General features: G+C 74.2%; 18 protein-coding genes and 1 pseudogene. 11 read left to right on the top strand and 8 right to left on the bottom strand.

The features are described from left to right. Positions 1-4: 4 nt before the first annotated feature. Entirely contained in the window at positions 5-673 is a 669-nt protein-coding gene (locus GEV43_RS24455; protein ID WP_160822691.1) for a hypothetical protein, read from the bottom strand. Positions 674-871: 198 nt separating this feature from the next. On the opposite strand from GEV43_RS24455, the gene GEV43_RS55080 reads away from it, so the two are divergent. Next, a complete protein-coding gene (locus GEV43_RS55080; RefSeq protein WP_160822690.1) occupies positions 872-2,125 on the top strand; it encodes an FAD-dependent oxidoreductase in 1,254 nt (417 codons plus the stop codon). 11 nt (positions 2,126-2,136) lie between these two features. On the opposite strand, the gene GEV43_RS24445 is transcribed toward GEV43_RS55080, so the two are convergent. After that, positions 2,137-2,919 (bottom strand): AfsR/SARP family transcriptional regulator, encoded by a 783-nt coding sequence (locus GEV43_RS24445; protein WP_160822689.1) that lies wholly within the window; start codon positions 2,917-2,919, stop codon positions 2,137-2,139. Between the two features lie 324 nt (positions 2,920-3,243). Between GEV43_RS24445 and GEV43_RS24440 the strand changes: the two genes are divergently transcribed. Both GEV43_RS24440 and GEV43_RS56245 read left to right on the top strand, forming a co-directional pair. Next, a complete protein-coding gene (locus tag GEV43_RS24440) occupies positions 3,244-4,020 on the top strand; it encodes a HisA/HisF-related TIM barrel protein (protein WP_160822688.1) in 777 nt (258 codons plus the stop codon). Positions 4,021-4,037: 17 nt separating this feature from the next. After that, complete coding sequence (locus GEV43_RS56245) at positions 4,038-4,466, top strand: LuxR C-terminal-related transcriptional regulator (RefSeq protein WP_160822687.1); 429 nt, start codon at positions 4,038-4,040, stop codon at positions 4,464-4,466. A gap of 275 nt (positions 4,467-4,741) precedes the next feature. Here the strand turns inward: GEV43_RS56245 and GEV43_RS56240 are convergent. Continuing rightward, positions 4,742-5,347: pseudogene (locus tag GEV43_RS56240) on the bottom strand (histidine kinase dimerization/phospho-acceptor domain-containing protein); the annotation flags it as partial. 353 nt (positions 5,348-5,700) lie between these two features. Then, positions 5,701-6,366 carry a response regulator transcription factor gene (locus GEV43_RS24425; RefSeq protein WP_160822686.1) on the bottom strand — a complete coding sequence of 222 codons (666 nt, stop codon included), beginning with the start codon at positions 6,364-6,366 and terminating at the stop codon, positions 5,701-5,703. 142 nt (positions 6,367-6,508) lie between these two features. Here GEV43_RS24425 and GEV43_RS24420 point away from each other — a divergent pair, with 142 nt between their 5' ends. The 4 genes from GEV43_RS24420 to GEV43_RS24405 are packed head-to-tail and all read left to right on the top strand — an operon-like array spanning position 6,509 to position 10,006. Further along, on the top strand, positions 6,509-7,036 hold the full coding sequence (locus GEV43_RS24420) for a hypothetical protein (RefSeq protein WP_160822685.1): 528 nt from the start codon (positions 6,509-6,511) through the stop codon (positions 7,034-7,036). Next, positions 7,033-8,106 carry an efflux RND transporter periplasmic adaptor subunit gene (locus GEV43_RS24415; RefSeq protein ID WP_160822684.1) on the top strand — a complete coding sequence of 358 codons (1,074 nt, stop codon included), beginning with the start codon at positions 7,033-7,035 and terminating at the stop codon, positions 8,104-8,106. Before GEV43_RS24420 ends, GEV43_RS24415 begins: the two co-directional genes overlap by 4 nt. Further along, positions 8,103-8,810: an ABC transporter ATP-binding protein gene (locus tag GEV43_RS24410; protein ID WP_160822683.1), complete on the top strand. Its 708-nt coding sequence runs from the start codon at positions 8,103-8,105 to the stop codon at positions 8,808-8,810. The genes GEV43_RS24415 and GEV43_RS24410 overlap by 4 nt, the downstream gene beginning before the upstream one ends. Continuing rightward, positions 8,807-10,006, top strand: coding sequence for an ABC transporter permease (locus GEV43_RS24405; RefSeq protein ID WP_160822682.1), 1,200 nt, complete (start codon positions 8,807-8,809; stop codon positions 10,004-10,006). Before GEV43_RS24410 ends, GEV43_RS24405 begins: the two co-directional genes overlap by 4 nt. 20 nt (positions 10,007-10,026) lie before the next feature. Here the strand turns inward: GEV43_RS24405 and GEV43_RS24400 are convergent, their stop codons facing one another. The 4 genes from GEV43_RS24400 to GEV43_RS24385 form a co-directional block, all read right to left on the bottom strand. After that, positions 10,027-10,698: a TetR/AcrR family transcriptional regulator gene (locus tag GEV43_RS24400; protein ID WP_160822681.1), complete on the bottom strand. Its 672-nt coding sequence runs from the start codon at positions 10,696-10,698 to the stop codon at positions 10,027-10,029. 122 nt (positions 10,699-10,820) lie between these two features. Further along, positions 10,821-11,381 (bottom strand): hypothetical protein, encoded by a 561-nt coding sequence (locus GEV43_RS24395; protein WP_160822680.1) that lies wholly within the window; start codon positions 11,379-11,381, stop codon positions 10,821-10,823. Further along, positions 11,378-12,895, bottom strand: coding sequence for a sensor histidine kinase (locus tag GEV43_RS24390; RefSeq protein WP_160822679.1), 1,518 nt, complete (start codon positions 12,893-12,895; stop codon positions 11,378-11,380). The genes GEV43_RS24395 and GEV43_RS24390 overlap by 4 nt, the downstream gene beginning before the upstream one ends. Beyond that, a complete protein-coding gene (locus GEV43_RS24385) occupies positions 12,892-13,596 on the bottom strand; it encodes a response regulator transcription factor (RefSeq protein ID WP_160822678.1) in 705 nt (234 codons plus the stop codon). Before GEV43_RS24385 ends, GEV43_RS24390 begins: the two co-directional genes overlap by 4 nt. Positions 13,597-13,876: 280 nt before the next feature. Between GEV43_RS24385 and GEV43_RS24380 the strand changes: the two genes are divergently transcribed. The 4 genes from GEV43_RS24380 (at position 13,877) to GEV43_RS46960 (ending at position 17,792) form a co-directional block, all read left to right on the top strand. Continuing rightward, on the top strand, positions 13,877-14,689 hold the full coding sequence (locus GEV43_RS24380) for an SGNH/GDSL hydrolase family protein (protein ID WP_160822677.1): 813 nt from the start codon (positions 13,877-13,879) through the stop codon (positions 14,687-14,689). Positions 14,690-14,764: 75 nt separating this feature from the next. Continuing rightward, entirely contained in the window at positions 14,765-16,015 is a 1,251-nt protein-coding gene (locus GEV43_RS24375) for an acyltransferase (protein WP_160822676.1), read from the top strand. A gap of 82 nt (positions 16,016-16,097) precedes the next feature. Beyond that, positions 16,098-17,294, top strand: coding sequence for a low temperature requirement protein A (locus GEV43_RS24370; protein ID WP_160822675.1), 1,197 nt, complete (start codon positions 16,098-16,100; stop codon positions 17,292-17,294). A 132-nt stretch (positions 17,295-17,426) separates the two neighbouring features. After that, positions 17,427-17,792, top strand: coding sequence for a hypothetical protein (locus GEV43_RS46960; RefSeq protein ID WP_164717148.1), 366 nt, complete (start codon positions 17,427-17,429; stop codon positions 17,790-17,792). Positions 17,793-17,975: the final 183 nt, after the last annotated feature.

Here is a 17,975-nt window from a genome sequence, read left to right as displayed (position 1 = left end):
CCGTTCAGCGCGGCGCGCCGGCCGCCGCCTGCCAGAGCAGCGCCATGTAGTCGTCGCACAGCCGCGCCGCCTCCAGCGCCGCGGCGGGAGAGTCGCCCCGGTCCAGTCCTTGCTGCGCCACCCGGAGCGCGTGGTCGTTCTGCCGCTCGGAAGGCGTGCCCGCGTAGTAGTCGAGGAACTCGCCGGGAACCGCCGCGTCCCGCTTGCGCAGTTGCTCCACCAGCGCGGCGGAGCCTCCGTAGTAGACGCCGTCCTCACCGGAGTAGAGGGCGAGCGCCGCGGCGGCCTGGCTGCCGTTCAACGCGAGCCAGGAGACGTAACCGCAGAATCCGTGCTCGGCGACACCGAATCCCGGCAGTGAGAAAGCGCCGCTCTCTTCGTCGGGGTCGCCTCCCAGGCCGCGGATCACGGAATCGAGCCTCAGCCGGGCCTCCTGAACGACTCCCGCGACGTCGATGAAGAGAGCGGCGGCATCGGGACGGGGAAAACGGGCCAGCAGCGTTCCGTACGCCGCGAGTTCGGCATCGTGGTACATCCGCTCGACCCGCGTCAGGCGCAGCAGGTGCGCGGTCGTGACGCGTCCCTCCCGCGCCAGGTCCAGCAACGGATTGGGGACCGGAGCGCGAGCGCGGGCACGAGCCATCTCGTCCACCAGATCGCGCGCCGCAGACATCTCCCGCTCCTTTTCTCCGCCTTCTCTACCTCTCTGCCTTCTCCGCCACTACCCGTGGGCGCGGCGGGCTAGCTGGGAAAAATGACACAGGACGAATCTACTATGCGGCGCGCAACATCCGAGACGTAAACTTGCGCACATATAGGCACTGCGAACGCGCCGCTAATTCACGCACGAAAACATTCGAAAGGCCGCCTCGTGAGAATTGGGATCGCGGGAGCCGGGATCGCCGGTCTGGCGGTCGCCTGGCTGCTGGAAGACGACCACGAGTGCGTCGTTCTCGAATCCCGCGACCGGATCGGCGGGCACGCGCGTTCCGTCCCGATCTGGCTCAACGGGAAACAGGTGTCGATCGAGCTCGGCTCGCAGGACATCTCCGCCGACGTCTTTCCGCTCCACCGCAGGCTCCTGGAGCTTCTCGGCTACCCCGGCGAGCAGATCAGGCCGATCCCGGCGTCGCTGTCGGTACGCCGTTCCGGCGCGGTCGAGCCGTTCCTGGTCACTCCCGCCGACGGCCCGACCGAGCATCCGCGCAGCACCGTCCTCGGACCGGCCTGGGAAGCGCTCGGCTGCTTCCTCGAACACGCCCTCGACCGGTACGAGTCGGGAGACGACTGGGACGTCCCGCTCGCCGACCTGGTCGAGCCGCTGCCGGTGCCGGACGACCTCAAGCGCGACCTGCTGTACGCCCGGCCCGCCTCGCTGTTCTGCTGCGACATCGAGCAGGTCAAGGAACTGTCGGCGCGCGTCGCGACCCACTTCTACGTCGCCGCGTCGGGCGAGGCCCGCTGGCAGCAGTTGGCGTCCGGCCTCGAAAGCTCGGCGTGGGCGCTCGCGGCCGGGTCGCCGAGGGCGCGGATCAAGACCGGCGCGGCGTTGAGGGAGGCGCGCCGCGCCGGCGAACGGTTCGAACTGGCCGACGCGGCGGGCGAACGGCACACGGTCGACCGCCTGGTCCTGGCCGTTCCGCCGCCGGCGGCGGGCGACCTCCTCGCGCCGCTGGCGGGCACCGGCGACCTGCGCGCGGCGATGGCCTCGTTCCGGCCCGTCAGGGCGGCCTACGCGCTCCACCTCGATCCGCTCTACATGCCGCCGGATCCGGCGCACTGGGCGTCCAGCAACCTGGTGACCGACGGCGTGTCGTGCGAGACGTCCGACTGGCTCGGCCCCGTTCACGGCGTGGACGTCTTCAAGAGCCAGATCGTCAAGCGCGACAGGCTTCCGCGGCGGCTGCTGCACCGCGCCGACTTCCAGCATTTCCTCATCACTCCCGCGACGGTCAGGGCACGCCGCCGGCTGGAATCCGCCCAAGGAGCGGGCGGGCTCTATTTCGCGGGCAATCACACCAACGGAGTGACGAGTCAGGAATCGGCTCTCCTTTCCGCGGTGGAGGTCGCGCGCCGAATCTCACCGGACAGCGCGCGTCTCCGTTCTCTGCTGGCCGGGCAGTGAGGCAGGGGACGTCAGGCGCTCCCGCTCCCGTCCTCCTCCGCGGTGTCCCCGTCGCCGCGCAGAATGATGTGCATGCGTCTTTCCAGGGCGGGGGACGGCGACAGGCCGGCGCCTTCGGCCAGCCGTAGGCGCGCTCGCGAATAGACCTCCAGCGCGTCGCTGACGCGCCCGGCCCGCGCCAGCGCGACCATGAGCTGGGCGTACGGGCGCTCCTCCAGCGGGTGCTCGGCGACCAGCCTTTCCAGGCCGGGGATGACCTCCAGGTGCCGTCCCAGTTCGAGGTGGACCTCGACCATGCGCGTCGTCGCGACGAGCCGCTCGCGCGTCAGCTGGGCCGCCTCGGCGTCGCGGACGGGCCCGTTCGGCACGTCCTGCAAGGCGGGCCCGCGCCACAGGTCGAGCGCCGAACGGTACAGCCTGGCGGCCTGCTCGGGATCGATCTTCTTCACCGCGTGCGCCCGCGCGCACTTGCGGCGGAAGCGGCTGGCGTCGACGCACCGTTCCGGCACTTCCAGAATATAGCCGGGATAGCGCGTGGTGAGGGTGACGATTTCCCCCTCGCGCCACCGCCGGATATCGGCGCGTATCCTGGAGATGTGCGCCTGGAGGGCGTTCTCCACCCGGGGCGGGGCGTCGTACGGCCAGGCTTGGCGGATCAGCTCCTCGGCGGAGACGATCCGGTTCCTGTAAATGAGCAGTGCGGCGACGAGGCTGCGCTTCTTCGGCCCTTCGACGGCGTTCTCGGCACCGCTGGAGCGCACGCGCAACGGCCCCAGTAGGCGAATGTCGAGCATCGGCGCAGGATTCCCGCGGTATTCGGGTGGGGGGTGATGACCACTCACCTACCCGGCACGGGTGATCGTAACACGCGAATGGAAACGTCCAGAAAATGGACGGCCCGGGCAGCCGATATCCCGGTTTCGGTCTCATCGGCCGCATTCACGCCCGCCGGAGAATCCGGGAAAGCGGCGCGCGTGGGGAGATGTCAGCGCCGTGCAAGCGCGGCGTCAGAACCGGGGGAAGAGGGAGCGGCAGGCAGCGCCCGGCCACCGGGTCCGCTGCGGAGACCCGACGGGTCCCCATGGACGAACCCCGACCTCTCGCAACCGGAGGACCGCATGCCCGCCACCAGCGACCGCACCCGCCACGACTCCCCCGTCGTCCCCACGATCGACATCGCGCAGGGGCGCACCCTGGAGCCGTCGGCCATTCCGGGCCTGCTCGACCCGTCCGACCCCGTGGAGCTCATCCAGATGTACGAGCAGCAGGGCGCCGGACGGGTGTTCGTCGACGTCCAGGAGCCCTGGGAGCGCAGCGCCGCCAGCCTGGCGGTCGTCGGGCGCGCCAGGGACTCCGGCGTCGACCTGTGGGTCTCCGTGGCGAACGGGGTCGCGCGGTCGTTCGACGACATCGGCTCGCTGTTCGCCCTCGGGGTGGACGCGGTGGGCATCAGCACGACCTCCGTCGAACGGCCGTCGATCCTGCACACGGCGGCGGAGCGGTTCGGCGGCGACCGGGTGCTGGGCGTGATGAACGTCCGGCGCTCCGGCGAGGACCGCTGGGAGGTCGCCATCGAGGGCGGCGAGACCGACACGCCGCTGGACGCGGTGATGTGGGCGCGCATGCTCACCGACCTCGGCGCGAGCCGGATCCTGCCCAACAGCCTCGACCAGGAGGGCACCGGGAAGGGGTACGACCTCGCGCTGGTCCGCGCGATGGCCGGGGCCGTCCCCGTGCCCGTCGTCGCGTCCGGCGGCTGCGGGACGCTGCCGCACCTGCTGGACGGCATGCGGGCCGGCGCCAGCTATGTGATCACCCAGAAGATGCTGCACGACGGGAGCCACTCCGTCGGCGAGGCCGATCGCTACATCCGCGAGAGCCGTCCCGGCCACTGATCCGGGCGGGAGAGGACATGGCCGCCCCCGCGGTCGGCGAGCGCGCGGAACCGTCCCCGGTCTGCTGCCCCGCCCACGAGAGGTCCCTGGCACGCCTCGACCGCGCGATCGAGCACGCGGAGCAGATCATGAACGAGCAGCGGATCCTGCTCGACACCCTGCGGCGCTCGCGCGCCGCCGTCTCGGGCGCCTGCGAGCAGGACGGCGAGAACGCGCGGCCACCCCCCGCCGCCGGCGCGACCGTCCTGCGGCGCCTGACCGCCAAGGAGCAGCGCATCCTGGCCCTGATCGCCAGCGGCATGACCAACCGCGGCATCGCCCGCAGCCTCCACATCTCCGAGCGGACGGTCCGCAACCACGCCCACGCGATCTTCGGCAAGCTCGACGTCGGCAACCGCACCGAAGCGGCCCTCGTCGGACTCCGCGAGGGCCTCCACCACCCCTGACCCAAAAGCGCCGCGCGCCTCGGGTCAGGGCCCGGCGCGGCGGGCGGGCTCGCCTTCCGGCGGGTGGGCGAGGCGAGCGAAGGCGACTCGTACGGTAAGGCCGCCGTCGGGGTTGGCTTCGGCGGTCGCCTCGGCGCCGTGCGCACGCGCGATCGACGCGACGATGGACAGGCCCAGGCCGACGCCTTCGCCGGGGCGTGGCGGCGCGGGTGCATGCGGCGGAACGGTTCGAAGAGGTGGGACGCGACGTCGGGCGGCACCTTCGGGCCCGTGTTGGCGACGGCGAGTTCGCCGGCGCCGAGACGGACGAGGATCCGGCCGCCGGGCGCGTTGTAGCGCAGGGCGTTCTCCATCAGGTTGCGGACGAGGTGCCGGAAGAGGGTGGGGTCGCCCTGGAGCCGTACGGGCTCGACGTGCGGCTCGATGGAGACCCCGCGGTCGCGCGCGTCGGCCCGGTGCTCGCCGAGGACGGCCGTGACGATCCCGGCGGCGTCGATCGGCTCGGGCCGGTCGAGTCCCCGGTCGCCGGCCGAGAGCAGCAGCAGCCCTTCGATGAGCCGTTCGCTGCGGTCGGCGACCTCCAGCAGCTTGGCGCGCACCCGGGCGACCTTGGCGGGGTCGGGCTCGGCGAGGCCGATCTCCAGCGCGGCGCGCTGCACCGCGAGGGGCGTGCGCAGCTCGTGCGCGGCGTTCGCGACGAACCTCCGCTGCGCCGACACCAGGCTCTGCAACCGGCCGAGCATGGCGTCGAAGGTGTCGGCGAGGTCCTTGAGCTCGCCCGGCGGGGCCTGGAGGGAGATCCGCTCGCTCAGGTCCTCGCCGGACAGGCGGCGCGCGGTCGCGGTGATGGTGTGGACGGGGCGCAGCACGCGGCCGGCCATCCACCAGGCCAGCAGCACCGACACCACCGCGAAGATCGCCAGGGCGACCAGCGAGACGACCAGGAGCTGCCGGTAGGTGGTGTCCTCGGCGGCGGTCGTGGCGGCGCGGGTGATCGCGAGATGCCGCCCCGGGACGACCTGGGCGGGCACCGCCGTGTCGTCCGCCGGGGCGGAGGGCAGCGGCGTCGCGGGCCGCCAGCCGGCCGACGGCGGGATCGCCGTGGTCATGGCGACGGGCAGCCGTCCGGCGAGGGTGTGCCGCATCAGCAGGTAGACCGACGCGACCAGGCCGCCGCCCGCGACGAGCAGCAGCCCGCCGTACAGGGCGGTCAGCCGGGCCCTCGCGGTGATCCTCACGAGCCGGCGCCCATCCGGTAGCCGGACCCGGAGACGGTCTCGACCACGGCCGGCGGGCCGAGCTTGGCCCGCAGCTTGCTGACGGTCACCCGTACCGCGTTGGAGTTGTAGGTGATGTGCTCCTCCCAGATCTGCTCGATCAGCTCGTCGGTGCCGAGCACCGCGCCGTCCGCCCGCATCAGCGCCTCCAGCACGGCGAACTCCTTGCGCGACAGGTCCAGGCGGCGGCCGTCGCGGGACGCCCGGCGGCGCGCGACGTCCACCGCGACCCCGGCCCGTTCCAGGACGGGCGGCAGCGCGGGCCGGGCGCGCCGCCCGAGCGCCAGCACCCGGGCGACGAGCTCCTCGAAGGAGAACGGCTTGGGCAGGTAGTCGTCGGCGCCGAGCCCGAGCCCCTCGACCCGGTCGCGCACCGTCCCGGACGCGGTCAGCATCAGGATCCGCGTCAGCCGCCCGCTGCCCGCGACGCGCCGGCAGACCTCGTCGCCGTGCACCTCCGGCAGGTCCCGGTCCAGCACCAGGACGTCGTAGTCCATCGCCTCGAACCGGCGCAGCGCCTCCGCGCCGTCGTGGGCGACGTCCGTAGCGATCGCCTGTCCTCGGAGCCCGTCGGCGACCAGTTCCGCCAGATAGCTCTCGTCCTCCACCAGCAGCACGCGCATACGCCAGGTCTATCCGAGCGGCGCTTTCGAAAAGATAAAGCGGCCGTCGCCGCTCCGGTTAAGGAAACGAAACACCGGACTCGGTGACGCTGTGGGCGTCGCCGGGCCGATGGGGCCCGGCCGCGACCGGGAGGACCCTCCGATGACCGTCCATCAGCGCCGCCCGCGCGTCCCCGCCGCCGCCCTCGGGCTCGCCGCCCTGGCGTTCCTCACCGCCGGGTGCGGCGGCTCCGGCGGCGGGGAGAACGAGTCGAACGGCTCCGCGACGGGCGCGTCCGCGGGCGGCGGGCCTTCGGCGGACCAGCAGCTCAAGCTGGCCAAGTGCATGCGCGAGCACGGCGTCGACATGCCCGACCCGAAGGCCGGGGAGGACGCCGGCGGGATCACCCTCGGCGGCGGGGGCATGAGCGCGAAGAAGATCGAGGAGGCCGTGAAGGCGTGCCGTACGGTCGCCGGGATCCCGGAGCCGAAGCCGGTCTCGCAGGCGGAGAAGGACAAGCAGCTCAGGTTCGCGCGCTGCATGCGCGAGCACGGCGTCAACATGCCGGACCCGAAGTTCGACGGTGGGGCGACGGCCGCGCTGCCGCTGCCGAGCACCGCGGCGAAGAAGCAGGAGTTCGACAAGGCCAACAAGGCGTGCGGCTCCCAGATCGGATCGACCGGCCGATGAGGCGGAGCAGGGCCATCGGCGCCGGCGCGGCGGCGGTGGTGGCCGTTGCCGTGGGAGCCGCGGTCGCGGTGAACGCGGGCGACAGCGGGGAAACGCGCCGCGATCCGGACGCGTCCACCGCGACCGCCGCTGTCCGGCGGGGCGACCTGAGCGACTCCACCTCGGTGGAGGGCACCCTCGGCTACGGCGGCGACCGCGGGCTGAAGGCCGGCGCGGCGGGCGTGGTCACGTGGATCGCGAGGCCCGGCTCCCGTGCCGGCGCGGGCGACAGGCTGTACGAGCTGGACGGACGGCCCGTACGGCTGATGTACGGCGCGCGCCCGATGTACCGGAACCTCAAGGCCGGCGACGAAGGACCGGACGTGCTGCAACTGGAGAAGAACCTCGGCGTCCTCGGCTACGGCCAGGGGCTCACCGTCGACAGGAAGTACACCGGGGCCACCGCCGCCGCGGTCGAGCGCTGGCAGAAGGACCACCGCGCCAAGGCCACCGGAACGGTCGGGCCCGACGCGATCGTCTTCGCGCCCGGCCCCGTCCGCGTCAGCGACCGGAACGCCTCGGTCGGCGACCGGGTCGCCCCCGGCGGCCCGATCGTGACGGCCTCCGGCACCGAACGGGTCGTCACCCTGAAACTCGGCGTCGAGCAGGCCGGCACGCTCAGGAAGGGCACCAGGGTCACCGTGGAGCTGCCGGGCGGCGGCACCGCCGAGGGCGCGGTCAGGAGCGTCGGCACGACGGCCTCCAAGGACCGCGGGAACGGCTCGGACGGCGACGGCGACGGCGCGGCCAAGGTCAAGGTCGTCGTCGGCCTCGCGGACCCCGGGCGGGTGACCGGCCTCGACCAGGCGCCCGTCACCGTGAACATCACGACGCGGACCAGGAAGGACGTGCTGTCGGTGCCCGTTCAGGCCCTGCTGGCGCTGCCGGGCGGCGGCTACGGCGTCCGGACGGTGAACGGCGCCGGCCGCCGTACGGTCGAGGTCGAGCTGGGCGTGTTCGGCGAGGGCCGCGTCGAGGTGGCCGGGGACGGTCTCAGCGAAGGCGTGAAGGTCGAGGTGCCGTCCGCATGAGCCCCGCGACGAGCCCGTCCGGCGAACCCGTCGTCGAGCTCACCGCAGTGCGCAAGGAGTACCCCGGCGGAGTCGCGGCGCTCGCCGGCGTCGATCTGACGGTCCGGCGCGGGGAGATGACGGCGATCGTCGGGCCGTCCGGCTCGGGCAAGTCCACGCTCCTGCACATCGTCGGCACCCTCGACCGCCCGTCCAGCGGCTCGGTCCGGATCGCCGGGCACGAGGTGGCGGACCTGCGCGACCGCGAGCTGTCGGCGCTGCGCGCCCAGAGCCTCGGGTTCGTCTTCCAGTCGTTCCACCTGGCCCCCGGGGTCTCCGCGCTGGACAACGTGGCGGACGGCCTGCTCTACAGCGGCCGGCCGCTCCGGACGCGCCGCCGCGAGGCCGCGGAGGTGCTCGAACGGGTCGGGCTCGCCGACCGGATGGCGCACCGTCCGCACGAGCTGTCCGGCGGCCAGAAGCAGCGCGCCGCGATCGCCCGCGCCATCGCCGGGGACCCCGTCCTGCTCCTCGCCGACGAGCCGACCGGCGCGCTGGACACCGCGTCCGGCGACGCGGTGATGGCGCTGCTGCACGACCTGAACGCGGGAGGGACCACGATCGCCGTGATCACCCACGACCACGAGATCGCCGCGACGCTGCCCCGGCGGGTGCGGCTCCGCGACGGGCTGATCGTCTCCGACACCGCGAGGGCCGCCGCGTGAGGGCCGCGAGGCCGCGGCCCGCCAGGCTCTCGGCCGCCGACGTGCTGCGCACCGGCGCGGCGGGGCTGCGCACCCGTCCCGCGCGGGTCGTCCTGTCCGCGCTCGGCATCGCGATCGGCATCGCGACGATGATCTCGGTGGTGGGGATCTCGGCGTCCGGCAAGGCCGACGTCCAGCGGCGGCTCGACAGGCTGGGCACCGACCTGCTGGTGGCGAGCCCGGGCGTCTCGTTGCTGACCGGCGAGAAGGCGGCGTTCACCCCGGGCGCCGAGAAGACGGCGCGGCGCATCGAGGGCGTGGAGCACTCCGCGGCCACCGGGACGCTGACCGGCACCGTACGGCGCTCCGACAAGATCCCCGAAGAGGACACGGGCGGGATCACCGCGCAGGCCGCCACCGAGACCCTGCTCGCGACCCTGCGCGGCGAACTCCGCCGCGGCACCTGGCTGAACGCGGGAAACGGCCGCTTCCCCTCCGTCGTCCTCGGCTCCGTCGCGGCCCGCCGCCTCGGCGTCGACGAGATCGGCCGGCAGGTCTTCATCGCCGACCGCTACTTCACCGTCATCGGCATCCTCGCCCCCCTGCCCCTGGCCCCGGAGATCGAACGGTCCGCGCTGACCGGCTGGGACGCGGCGCGCGAGTACCTGCGCTTCGACGGCCGTCCCACCTCGGTCTACGCACGCTCCGCCGACGGCGCGGTCTCCCGCGTGCGCGGCCTGCTGCCCCGCACGATCGACCCGCGCAACCCGCAGGACGTCAAGGTCACCGACCCCTCCGCGGCGCTCCAGGCCAAGGCCGCGGCCACCGGCGCGTTCACCGACCTGCTGCTCGGCCTCGGCGCGGTCGCCCTGCTCGTCGGCGGCGTCGGAGTCGCCAACACCATGGTCGTCTCCGTGCTGGAGCGGCGGCACGAGATCGGCCTGCGCCGCTCCCTCGGCGCCACCCGGGGCCACGTCCGCCTCCAGTTCGTCACCGAGTCGCTCCTGCTCTCGGTGCTCGGCGGCGCGGCGGGCATGGTCCTCGGCTCCCTGGCCACCGCCGCGTACGCGGCGTCCGCCGGACTGCCCCCGGTCGTCCCCGTCTGGTCGATCTCCGCAGGGTTCGCCGCCACCCTCGCGATCGGCACCCTCGCCGGCCTCTACCCCGCCGTCCGCGCCGCCCGCCTCTCCCCCACCACCGCCCTCCAAACGCCCTAGGGGACGGCGGTGGAGAGGTGTCAGGGCGCCAGCAGGCGGTCCAGCTCGTCCGCGAAGAGCAGGGCGGGGTCGAACCCCATCCCGGCGAAGTGCCCGGCGAGTTCCAGGGACAGGACGCCGTGGATCCGGGTCCAGAAGGTCAGGGCCCGGTGCAGGACGGTGGACGGGGCGGGGTGGCCGTCCGCCCATTCCCGGTGGTCGTCCAGATGCGCGTCGAACGGGGCGGCGGGGCTGTCCGCGGCCAGCGGCGCGCAGGCGTCGAGCAGGAGCGCCATGATCTCGCCGGAGATGAGCGTGGTGTCGTCGGGCGCGTGGTAGCCGGGGACGGGCGTGCCGTAGATGAGGAAGTACCGCTGGGGGTCTTCGAGGGCCCAGGCGCGCATGGCGTTCGCCAGCACGGCCAGGTCGGGGCCCCCGGCCGAGGCCGCGAGGAGGGAGTCGGCGAGGCTGCGGTAGGCGTCCCGGATGAGGTCGGTGATGAGGGCGTCGCGGCCGGCGTAGTAGCGGTAGAGCGCGGGCCCGCTCATGCCCATCTGCTTGGCGATCGCGTTGATGGACAGCGCGGACGCGCCGGTCGAGGCGATCTGCTCCCACGCGCGTTCCTTGATCTCCGCGCGTACCTGCGTGCGGTACCGCTCGCGCGGGGACGTCGCGCCCGCCTTCGCACCGGCCTTCGCGCCCGCCTCCGCCATGGTCCCGCCCGCCTTCCCCAGCCGTCAGCTACACACCCAAAATATAGTTAGAGGCTATCACAAACCCTACGGCCCGCGACGGCAGGAGCGCGGCGGGGACGGCGGGGGCGCGGCGCGGGCGGCTAGCTCATCACCGGTGACACGGTGCCGTTGGGGCCGCAGCGGACGGTCCAGGGGCTCTCGGAGCGGGTGTCGTTCTCGTGGATGCGGATGTCGACCCGCGTGGCGGGCCGGCCGCCGGGCACCTCGGCGTGGGCGGCGGTGCACGCGAGCTGGCCGACCGCGGTGACGTCGAGCTCGCCGGTCGCGACCGAGACGGGGACGAGGACGTCCACGGCTCCGGTGGTCGCGGTCGCGGTGACCTCCCCGGCCATCGGCGGTACCTGGCTCACCAGGCCGCGCTGGCGCTCGGCGTCGGTCGGGCCCTTCAGGAGGAGGTCCAAAGCGTTCTGCGGGCCGAGCCGCCGGCCCGTCGGACGGAACACGGCGTGCAGGCCGTACGGGCCCGCGAAGTACAGCTGGGTGGACTGCGCCCGCGCGCCGGGCCGCGGGATGCCGGACGCCGGCGGGCCCGCGCGCACGGGACCGGTGGTGTCGATCCCGCACGCGGCCGCCGTGGCGGCGAGCAGGACGGCGAGCGCGGCGACGGGAAGGGCGCGGCGGGACGGCGGACGGCGGGTCATGGCTGCTCCTGCGGGTGTGCGGCCAGGGGCAGGGTCAGGGTGAAGACCGCTCCGCCTTCCGGCGAGTTGCCCGCGGTCAGGGTGCCGTCGTGGAGGAGGGCGTTCTCGTACGCGATGGACAGGCCGAGGCCGCTGCTCTCGGAACGGGTGCGCGCGGTGTCGCCCTTGTAGAAGCGCTCGAAGACGTGCGGCAGGACGTCGTCCGGGATGCCGGGTCCGTGGTCGGTGACGGTGACCACGGCCCGGCCGTCGCGTGCGCCGACGGCGACGGCGACCGGAGGGCGGCCGTGCCGCAGCGCGTTGCCGACCAGGTTGGCCAGGATGACGTCGAGGCGGCGGGGGTCGGCGTGCACGTACACCTCTTCGGGGAGGTCGGCGCGGACGCGTTCGTCGCCCGCCCAGCCGCGGAGCTGGAGCGTCTTGGCCACGATGGTGCGCAGGTCGGCGTCCTGCGCGTGGACGGGCGCGGTCCTCGCGTCGAAGCGGGAGACCTCCATCAGGTCCTCGACCATGCGGACGAGGCCGCGGGTCTCCTCGCTGATGAGCCGTACGGCGTCGGCGGTGTCGGCGGGCAGGACGCCGGAGGCCGCGTCCTCGTCGAGGACCTCGGTGACGGCCGCCATGGCCGCCAGGGGCGTGCGCAGCTCGTGGGCGACGTCGGCGGCGAAGCGGCGCGCGCCGGCCTCCATGCGGCGCAGCTCGGCGTCGTCCCTCTCCAGGGTGTCGGCCATGGCGTTGAACGAGCGGATCAGGGCGGCGAGCTCGTCGTGCCCCTCGGCGTGCAGGCGAGTGCCGAGGTCGCCCGCGGCGATGCGTTCGGCGCCGTGCCGAAGGCGCCGTACGGGGCGCAGGACGCCGCGGGCGGCGAACAGGGCCGGGACCACGGCGAGGGCGAGGGCCGGGACCGCCCCGGCCTCGGCGGCGGTGACCAGGGCCCGGACGTCGGCCTCGTCCTTCTTGAGGGGGAGGACGGCGTAGACCGTCAGCCCGGAGAGCGCGCCGGGGCGGCCGGGGTCGTCCGCGTAGGCGACGGGCGTGCCCAGGGCCAGCCAGGAGCCGCCCCGGCGTTCGATGTACTGGTAGGTCGCCGTTCCGCCGTCCTGAACGGCGCGGCGCAGCTCGTCCGGAACGGGCGGGGCGCCGGGGGACGCCGACAGCAGCGGGCCGTCCTTGTACGCGGCGGCCGCGTGCCAGGCGCGGGCGCCTCCGGCCTGGTCGAGCCTGCGGGCCAGGCCGCGCAGGTCCCGCGTGCCGGGCGGGACGACCAGGTCCGGGGCGAGGGAGGCGAGCTGCGCCCGCAGTTCGGCCAGGGCGGTGCCGCGCGTGCGCTCCAGGATCGCCGAACGGGCCCGGTGGAACGTGATGCCCGCCGTGAGCACGGCGCCGAACGCGGTGGCCAGCAGGAACGCGACGACGAGGCGAGCCCGCAGCCCCCGCGGCGCGACCCGTACCCGTACGCCCCGCGGCACGGCGCGGGCCCGCGCGCCCCGCGGAACGCGGCGCCGGACCGTCATGCGAGGGGCCCGAACCGGTAGCCGAAACCGCGCACCGTCTGCACGTACACCGGTCTGCGGGGATCGTCCTCGATCTTGGCGCGCAGGCGCATGACGCAGGCGTCGACGAGGCGGGCGTCGCCGTAGAACGAGTGCTCCCACACCTGTTCGAGGAGTTGCGGGCGGCTGTAGACCTGGCCGGGCGCGGCGGTGAGGAAGAGCAGCAGCTTGAGCTCGGAGGGCGCGAGGGCCAGTTCGGCGCCGTGCTTGGCCACGACCAGGGTGGTGCGGTCGACGGTGAGGTCGCCGTGGACCTCCGCTCCCGAAGCGGGCGGCGGGTCCGCGCCGGGGCCCTGGACGGGCGCGACCCGGCGCAGGACCGCCCGCATCCGCGCCGCGATGATCTCCGCGCTGGCGGGCTTGATGATGTAGTCGTCCGCGCCCGCCTCCAGCCCGACGACCATGTCGATCTCGTCGTCGCGGGCGGACAGGATGATGATGGGGATCTGCTTGCTCTCGCGGAGCCTGCGGCACACCTCCAGCCCGCTCATCCCGGGCAGCATCAGGTCGAGCAGGACCAGGTCCGGGCGGTGCCGCTCCACGGCCGGGAGCCCCGTCTCGCCGCTGCCCGCGACCTCCACGTCGTGGCCGCGGCGTTTCAGCGCGAGGGTGACGCCCCTCTGCACGGCGGGGTCGTCTTCGATCAGCAGGACTCGTGCCATGGGCGGTGCGTTCTCCTCCTCCGGACGGGCGGCGGCCTTCGACCAGGGTGCGCGAAGCGTGTGACGCCCGGTCTCGCGTTTCATGATGAACCCGTGACGGCCCGCGGCCCGCGGCATCGCCCGGGGTGTCGCGGTGGGCGTTCACTCACGGCACCGGCTCCGGGGGCGGACGCCCGGCTGATGACCATGCTGCTCGTCCGGTGTGACGGGCCTTCTCCCGGTACGTGATGAAACGATGACCGGCCGTCCGAGCGGCGTCCGCGTGGGCTGTGCTGGCGGCATGCACATCACGACCACGCCTCTTCTCCGGCTGCCCGGATCCGTTCACCGGATCGCCGGCCTCGCCCTCGCCGCCGCGGCGGCCACGCTCTCGCTCACCGCCTGCCAGGGAACGGGCGGCGACGGCAAGGCCGACGGCGGGCCCGCGCCGTCCGGCGGCACGAAGCAGGACGCCAAGCCGCGCAGGCTGCTGTGGATGGGCGACTCCATCGCCGAGGCGGAGGCCCCCGCGCTCGAAGCGGCGATGAAGGCCGGCCGCGCGGAGTTCAGGTCGATGGCGGCCGCCGGGGGCGGCGGCGTCACCGGGCCCATCGCGCAGCCGACCTGGAAGGCGCTCGCCAAGGAGCTGCGGACGTTCAAGCCGGACGTCGTCGCGTACCAGATCACGACCTACGACTGGGGTACCCCCGCCGAGCAGCGCGCGGGCTACGAGCGTCTGGCCAGGACCGTCAAGGCCGCGAACGCCGAACTGCTCATCCTGCCGTCGCCCCCGTTCAAGATGGACGACTTCTACAAGCCGCACGCGAACGAGATCAGGACCGCGCCGAAGGCCGCCGTGCAGGTCGCGCGCAGGCACCCGGAGACGGTCCACTTCCTCAACTCCTCCGCCCTGTGGGGGACCGACCGCGCCGCGCCCAAGGCGCAGCGCAGCAAGGACGGCATCCACTCCTGCCAGCAGGGCTCGGCCGCGTTCGCCAAGTGGTTCGGCGACCGGCAGCACGAGCTGTACTCCTTCGCCCCGGCCCCGCCGGAGCGGTGGGCCACCGGGCCGTGGACCGGCTCCAAGGTCTACAGCCGGCTCGGCTGCAAGTAAACCCGCCCGCCGCCGGGGCGCGACCACGCCCGCGGGCCGGACGGCCCGGCCCGCGGGCGCGCCCCGCCGATCCCGATGGAGCCCCATGCCTCCGCACACCTCGCTTCCCGACGCCCCGCACGGCCCGCGCACCACGCCTCCCCGGCGCCGCCGGGCGACCGGCGGCGCGTCGCGCCGCTGGAGGGGCTGCGCGGCCTGGCCATCCTGGGCGTGCTGCTGTTCCACACCGGTCACTTCGGCGGGGGCTTCCTCGGCGTCGACCTGTTCTTCGTCCTGTCCGGCTTCCTGATCACCGGGCTGCTGCTGGACGAGACGCGGGCGCGCGGCGGACGCCTCGACCTCGTCGCGTTCTGGGGACGGCGCGCGCGCCGCCTCCTGCCCGCGCTCGCCGTCACGATCGCGGGCACGCTGCTCCTGTGCTGGGCGTCCGGCCCGCCTGCCCTGCTGCGGTTCGCCCTCGACGACGCCCCGTGGGTCGCGGCGAACCTCGCCAACTGGCACTTCGTCGCCGAACGGGTCGGGTACTGGGACGCGGCCGACACCAGGGGCTTCGCGCACCTGTGGAGCATCGCCGTCGAGGAGCAGTTCTACCTGCTCTGGCCGCTCGTCCTCGCCCTGGTCGCCCGCGGCCCCCGGGCGCACCGGCGCGTCGCCGCCGTGGCCGCGGCCGGAGCCGCCCTGTCGCTGGTCCTCATGATCGTGCTCGCCGACCCGGCCGACACCACGCGCGTCTACGAGGGCACCGACACCCGCGCGTTCTCGCTCCTGCTCGGCGCGCTCATGGCCACCGCGCCCGTGTCCCGCCTCCTGGCCCGCGCCGGACGGCCCGCGTGCGCGTGGACGGGCCTCGCCCTGGCCTGCGGCATCGGAACGTACTGGGCCGCGGTCGGCGGCCAGGACTCCCCCATGCTGTTCCGGGGCGGCCTCTTCCTCCACGCCCTCGCCTGCGCCGTGCTCATCGCCTGCGCCGCCCACGCGCCGAACGCCCCGTTCGGCCGCGTCCTCGCCGTCCGCCCGCTGCGCTGGCTCGGCCAGATCTCCTACAGCCTCTACCTCTGGCACTGGCCCCTGACCCTGCTGCTGAGCGAGGAACGCCTCGGCATCGCGGGCTGGAGCCGTACGGCCGTCGTCGTCGCCGCCTCCGTCGCGGCGGCGTGGCTGTCCAAGGTGCTCGTGGAGGACCCGATCCGGTTCCGGGCGCGCTGGGCGAGGGGCCGCACCGGGGCCCTCGTGCTCCTCGCCGCGTTCGCCGCGCTGGCCGTCCTGTGGGCCCTCATCCCCCGGCCGCAGACCGGGGCCGGCACCGTCGACCTCACCCGCCTCTAGAACCCGGCCCGCGGCGCCGGAGAACGCCCGTCCGGGCGGGCCTCCTCCCCCGTCCGGGCCCGGTCTGGGATCATCGCTGTCCGTGTCGGACAACGAGGCGGTGGCCGAACGCCACGCGAGCTGGCTGGAGCTGTTCTTCGACCTGGTCGTCGTGGCCGCCGTGGCGCAGCTCGCCCACCGCGTGCACGACGCGCCCTCCGCCGCCGGCGTCGCCGCGTTCGCCCTGCTCTACTACGCGGTCTGGAACGTGTGGACGTCGTTCACCCTCTACGCGAACGTCGCCGGGCGGCTGACCCGGCAGCGCGCGATGCTGATCGCCATGTTCGGCATCGCCGTCATGGCCGCCGCCGTCCCCACCGCGGTCCCCGAGGCGCTGCACGACGCGCCGGACGTCGACCACAGCAGGACGTTCGTCATCGCCTACATCGTCTGCCGGATGCTGGCGTCCAGCACGTGGCAGCGGACCGGGAAGATCCTCACGTCCTGGCCGTCCGCGCAGGCCGGCGCGGGCCTGCTGCCCTGGTTCGCCTCCATCTGGGTGGACGCCCCGGCGCGCTACTGGCTGTGGGCCCTCGGCGCGGCCCTCGACCTCACGTTCTCGATCAGGCAGTCCAGGGACCCGGACCGGCTGCTGGAGGCGGTGGCCCGGCAGAGCGAGCAGCGCCGCCGGCGGCACGGCCCCGGCGTGCCGCCCGCGCCGACCCGCGCCATCCTGGACCTGTCCCACCTGGGCGAACGGCTCGGCCTCTTCGTCATCATCGTGCTCGGCGAGGCCGTCATCCAGCTGGTCGACGCGGCCGGGAACCCGCTGTCGCACTGGGACGCCCGCCTCGTCGTCGCCGCGCTGTCGGGCTTCGCGCTCCTGGTCGGCCTCTGGTGGCTGACCCTCCAGCACGGCGTGAACGGCGTCCCGTACTTCGAGGCCGAGGGCCCCACGCCCACCGCCGCGCTCCCGGGCCACTTCGCCGCCACGGTCAGCATCACCTCGGTCGCCGCGGGCCTCGGCGCGGTCGCCGCCCACGCGAGCGGCCACCTCCCGGACGGCACCCGCTGGCTCCTGTGCGGCGGCCTGGCCCTGTACTTCCTGGCCACCACGGTCCTCGGCGCCATGGCCAGACTCCCGTTGCGGTGGCTCCTCGGCTGGGCCCTCCCCTGCGTCGCGGCGCCCGTCCTCGCGGCCGCGCTGGGCGCGGACCTCCCGGCCTGGTCACTGGCGCTGCTCATGGCCGCCGTCGTGGCGTGGCAGGTCGCCTACCCCCGCGTGACCGGCGGCCGCTAGGAGCGGCGCGCCCGGCGAAGATCTACCGTCCGCGCGGTGTAGTGACCATCCGAACGCAGCAGGTAGTAGGCGGAGATCGCCGAGGCCGCGATCGCGCGGCCCGCGCCACGCCACGATCAAGGGAGATCCCGGATGCGTCGTCTCGCCCTGCTCGCCGCCGCCCTCACCGCCGGCCTGCCCGCCCTCGCCGCGCCCGCCCACGCCGCCCCGGCCAAGCCCGATCCACCAGCGGCGGAGCCGACCTACGCGTGCGTCGGCGGGGCGACCAGCGGCATCGGGTCGGCTCCGCTGCGCGTCACCGGCGACTCCTGCCTGCCCGGCCCCGGCGCGCCCGCCCGGGGCCAGCTCTTCCGGCCGTTCCGCATCACCACCGAGTCCCGGGGCGACTACGTCTGCCACGGCGCGAGCCTCGCCCCCAACGAGAGCGACCCCACCGGCCGCCACATCCACGTCTTCGCCTTCGGCTGCGCCTCCGCCAAGCCGAAGACCGGCCGGTAGACTCCCGCCGCCGCGGAACGCACCCGCTCCGTCCACCGAACGGACCGCGCCCCCGGCGGCAGACCCCGCACATGCCCGAGCCCGGCCCCCCGGACTCGGGCATGCGCACGCAAGGGCACCGAGCCGGGCGACGGCCGCGGGTGGCGGTGGGACCCGGGATCGGGGGTGCGGGCAAGTACAGGT

The sequence above is a fragment of the Actinomadura sp. J1-007 genome (assembly GCF_009793335.1).
In the GTDB taxonomy this organism is placed as follows: Bacteria; Actinomycetota; Actinomycetes; order Streptosporangiales; family Streptosporangiaceae; genus Spirillospora; species Spirillospora yumaensis.
The sequence above is the reverse complement of the archived record's forward strand: the minus strand, read 5'-3'. Positions and strand labels throughout refer to the sequence as shown.